The 4,914-nt window shown below is 65.8% G+C and carries 3 protein-coding genes; 1 reads left to right on the forward strand and 2 read right to left on the reverse strand.

Annotation, left to right across the window (positions count from 1 at the left end; genetic code table 11):
* Positions 1-227 precede the first annotated feature (227 nt).
* Positions 228-2,402 carry an MMPL family transporter gene (locus tag ON44_RS34045; RefSeq protein WP_305082466.1) on the reverse strand — a complete coding sequence of 725 codons (2,175 nt, stop codon included), beginning with the start codon at positions 2,400-2,402 and terminating at the stop codon, positions 228-230.
* Positions 2,308-3,417, reverse strand: a complete 1,110-nt coding sequence (locus ON44_RS53685) for an IS110 family transposase (protein ID WP_083898292.1) — start codon at positions 3,415-3,417, stop codon at positions 2,308-2,310. Before ON44_RS53685 ends, ON44_RS34045 begins: the two co-directional genes overlap by 95 nt.
* Here ON44_RS53685 and ON44_RS34050 point away from each other — a divergent pair.
* The coding region (locus ON44_RS34050; RefSeq protein WP_040698299.1) for a protein kinase domain-containing protein at positions 3,374-4,914 on the forward strand (1,541 nt) is incomplete at its 3' end. The genes ON44_RS53685 and ON44_RS34050 overlap by 44 nt on opposite strands.

A 4,914-nucleotide genomic window follows, 5' to 3' on the forward strand; every position in this document is an offset into this window, starting at 1 on the left:
GCACCGGACCCTGCCCGTTGCCGTAATCGGCCAGCCTGCTCGCATAAGTGGCCAGAGCGCACAGCAGAATGGCGATGACCACGTCGACGGCGCGGCTGTGCCGACGCTGCCATTGCGACCATTCGGCGGTCATGTGCGTCCCTTCCTGTCGTTGAGAACCCTAATCGGCAGGCCCCGAAGCGACTGGTAGGCCGCCCACCCGGGACGGCCTACCAGTGCGTTTCCATTCAGGCGCGGGCGGATTCGGGTTCCCGCACCGGTTCGACGGCCTCGATGCGGTTCAAGCTCTCGCCCTCCACGTCCACGTTCGGCAGGACCTTCGCCAGCCACCGCGGCAACCACCAGGCCTTGTCGCCGAGCAGCGCGAGCACCGCCGGGACCAGCGTCATCCGGACGATGAAGGCGTCGAAGAAGACCGCCGCCGCCAGCCCGAGGCCCACCATCTTGACCATCGGTTCACTACCGCCGATGAACCCGGCGAACACCGCGATCATGATGGCCGCCGCGGCCACCACCACGCGTGCGTTGTGCCGGAATCCGGTGACGATGGCATCGTGTGCGGTCTCTCCGTGGGCGACGGCTTCACGTATCCGGGTGACGAGGAAGACCTCGTAATCCATCGCGAGTCCGAACACCACACCGATCAGGAAGATCGGCATCATGCTCACCACGGGTCCGGTCTGCTGGACTCCGATGAGATCGGCGAGCCAGCCCCACTGGAACACCGCGACGACCACACCGAAGGCCGCACCCACCGAGAGCAGGAAGCCGAGTGCCGCCTTGATCGGGACCGCGATCGAACGGAACACCACCATCAGCAACAGGATCGCCAGCCCGACCACCACCGCGAGATAGGGCAACAATGCGTCGGCCAACTTCTGCGAGATATCGATATTCATCGCGGTCGCACCGGTGACCAGCACGGTCGCACCGGTGGCTGCCTTCAGATCGCCTGCCTCACCGCGCAGTGCGTGCACAAGATCTTTGGTCTCGGTCGACGACGGACCCGTGGCGGGCACCACGGTGAGTATCGCAGCGTCACCTGCCTGATTGAACATCGCGGGCGCCACCGATACGACGCCCTCGGTCGCCGCGAGGGTCCTCGTTACCTGCTCCACCGCGGCCTTCGGGTCACTGACGCCTTGCACGTCCACTGCTATGGTGAGCGGCCCGTTGAAGCCGGGACCGAACCCCGCGGCCAGCACATCGTAGGCGCGGCGCTGAGTCGTCGAGGTCGGCTGCGATTCGTCACCCGGCATACCGAGTTCGAGGCTTTTCATAGGCAAGACCAGCGCACCCAGGCCGATCACACCGATCAGCAGCACTGCCACCGGGCGGCGAATGACGAACTTGGCCCAGCGCGTGCCCATACTGGGCTTCTCCGCTTGAATCGGGTTGGCCGCCAGCGCGTTTCCGTCACCCGATGGCTGCGCAGCGGAGGCCTGTGCCTTGCGGAATGCCCGCGGCATAACCGCCCGCTGAGAGAATCCGAGCAGCGCGGGCAGCAGCGTCAGCGCGATCGCGACAGCGACAGCGACGATGCCCGCCGCGGCCAGACCCATGTTCGTGAGGGCGGGGATACCGACGACGGCCAGTCCGGCCAGCGCGATGACCACAGTGAGTCCGGCGAAAACCACTGCCGATCCAGCGGTTCCAACGGCCCGGCCCGCCGCTTCCTCGGCGCTGTATCCCTCGGCACGTTCGGTCCGGTACCGGGACACGATGAACAGCGCATAGTCGATACCGACCGCGAGCCCAAGCATGAGGGCGAGGGTGATGGTCGTGGTGGACATGCCGATCGCCACGATCGCGGCGACGCCGACGCCGAGCCCGATCAGCGCGGTGAGCAATGGCAGACCGGCGGCCGCGAACGCACCGAAGGTGACCATCAGTACCACGGCCGCGATGGCGATGGCGATGGCCTCAGTGGGGCCACCCATTCCAGGCTTGGCCTGCAGCGCGGACCCGCCGATCTCCACGGTGACCCCGGCGGCCTTTCCGGTATCGACCGCGTCGGTGAGCGCCGTCTTGCTGGCGTCGGTGAGGTTTTCGCTGGTCACGCCATAGCTCACGGTCGCATAGGCGGTCGTGCCGTTCTTACTGACCGCACCGGTCTGGAACGGATCGAGTACGCCCTTCACCTGCGCACCGCGGGCCATGTCCGAGACGATCCTCTCCACCGCCGCCTTGTTCGGCTCGGAACTGATCTGCTGCCCATCAGGTGCTACGAAGACTATTCGTGCTTGTGCGCCATCGGATTTGGTGCCGGGGAAACGTTCGCCGAGCAGATCGAACGCCTGCTGGGATTCAGTGCCCGGGATCGAGAACGCATCCGGCGGGGCCGTCGGCGCATTGACTGCCCCGGCCACCAACGCCGCCATAACCCCCAGCCAGAGCAGCACAACCAGCCGCCGCTTCTCGAACGCGAACCGACCGAGCCGATACAGAAATTTCGCCATGCCGCCATGATCGTTCAACGGCTCCGTAGTCGGCATCGTGCAAGTGCAGGCCATTGCGCGTACTGCGAATGCAGTACACGCACCCGCCACATACTGCATCCACAGGCCGAGGGCGGCGAAACGCACCCAACACACGCTCATCGCGGGTGTTCTCGGAACCGGGCGGTGATCTGTTTGTCGAGGTTCTTGATCTCGCGGTCCAGGTCGAGCAGTTCCCTCGCCGACCGTTTGATCGATGTGGCGGTCGGACTCCGCGGGGACGGCGATGTCCTGCTCGCGCGGCCACCGCCGTGGCGGCGATGTTATCGATCGATCTCAGCCAAGCCCTGTTTCCGGTGAGATGCGTTGTCATGCAGTCGATTCCAGCGACGGGCATTTCAGTTGGGGTGCAGAATCTGGATATCAGGATCGGCGGGGACCGTGTGGAGTAGTCGAACGCAGCCTCGAGGGGCGGGAAGATCGCGGCGAGCACGTCCCGCAGCTGGTTGACTCCACGGACCCAATCCTGTACCAAGTCGCTGCGGTAGCTGGACAACCGAGTAAGTTCGGCCACCAGTTCATCGGGAGCGATCAGCGGTTGCAGGTCCGCGTGCATGCGAGCGGACTCGGCGATCACGCGGGCGTCCTTGGCGATTTTGCCTTCACCGCGGAAGATGCCGGTCATTGCAGCCACCATTCGACCGCGAACATAGACCACCTCGTCTGGATCGGCATCGAAGGCGATCGCCGACCTGCTCTGGCGGCCCGAGGTCGCAGGCCAGGTGCGGTCGGTCGGTGCGCAGTGGCTCTGCCCGGCCGCCCGATCGGTCCGCGCGCGGTCGTTCACCTTAGTTGGCGATAGGCTGAGCATTGTCGAAAGGTGAGCGCATGGTGCCCGGTGTCCGCGCACATGCCGAGTGGATCGTACGCCGCTGATGGTCGGCGAAGATCCGCTCCAGACCCGCCGTGACGTGAACATCCCCGTCACGGTGGATTTGAGCGCGTCAGGGTTCGAGGACGCCGCAGAGATCGGACGCGGTGGTTTCGGTGTGGTCTACCGCTGCGCGCAGGTGGCACTGGACCGCACGGTGGCGGTGAAGGTGCTGACCACCGAGCTCGACGAGGACAACCGGGCTCGGTTCTTTCGGGAGCAGCGGGCGATGGGCCGGCTGACCGGGCATCCGAATATCGTCACGGTGCTGCAGGTGGGTGTCACCGCGAGTGGGCGGCCGTATCTGGTGATGCCGTTTTACCCTTTGGATTCGCTGGATGCGTGGATCCGTCGGCAGGGCCCATTGTCGGTGGAGACCGTGTCGTGGATCGGGTTGAAGATCGCCGGTGCGCTCGAGAGCGCACACCAGCTCGAAATTGTGCATCGCGACGTGAAACCGGGAAACATTCTGCTCACCGACTACGGCGAGCCGGCGTTGACCGATTTCGGTATCGCGCGCATTTCCGGCGAATTCCAAACGTCCACCGGCACACTGACCGGGTCCCCGGCATTCACCGCACCCGAGGTGCTCGGTGGCGACGCCCCGACACCGGCCGCGGATGTATACGGGCTCGGTGCGACCCTGTTCTGCGCGCTCACCGGGCATGCCGCGTTCGAACGCCGCAGCGGTGAGCAGGTGGTGGCGCAGTTCCTGCGGATCACCAGCCAGCCAGTGCCGGATCTGCGGGAAATGGACATTCCCGACGACCTGTCGGCCGTGGTGGAATCGGCGATGCGCCGGGATTCGCGGGAGCGGCCGACGGCGGCGGGGGTGGGCGAAGCCATCCGGCAGGTACAACTGCGCCACGGATACCAGGTCGGTGCGATGGCGCTGGACCTGAAACCGGCCCGCGAGCCGCAGCACCACACGACGCCGATGCGGGAATGGGCCCCGCCGGCAACGACGGGGGATCGCGGCAGCACCGGTGATCTGCCGCTCGAGCTGACCAGTTTCGTCGACCGCCGCACCGAGATATCCGAGATCAAGAACCTCCTGTCCGCCTCCCGGCTGGTGACACTGGCCGGGATGGGTGGGGTCGGGAAGACCCGGCTGGCGTTGCGAGCGGCGTCGAACGCTCGGCGCGATTTCGCCGATGGGGTGTGGGTGATCGAGCTGGCAAACGTGCGCGACCCGTCACTGCTGCTCGAAGTCATGGCCGAAACCCTGGGCCTGCGGGACGATTCGGCCCGGCCGATGCAGGAAGTGCTGATCGTTTTCCTGCAGTCCCGGGAAACGCTGCTCGTTGTGGACAATGGCGAGCAGGTTGTGGAGGCGTTGGCGGAGCTGGTCGAAACGTTGTTGCTGGCGTGTCCGAGTCTGCGGATTCTGGTCACCACCCGCGAGCCGCTGGACATCGCCGGGGAAGCGGTGCTGCGCGTGCTGCCGCTGACCGTTCCAGGTAACGACGGTGAACCGACGCTGCGGGGACTGCCCAAATACGACGCGTTGACGTTGTTCGCCGAACGTGCCGCGGCGGTCGTACC

This window comes from Nocardia vinacea NBRC 16497 (assembly GCF_000308835.1).
Lineage (GTDB): Bacteria > Actinomycetota > Actinomycetes > Mycobacteriales > Mycobacteriaceae > Nocardia > Nocardia vinacea.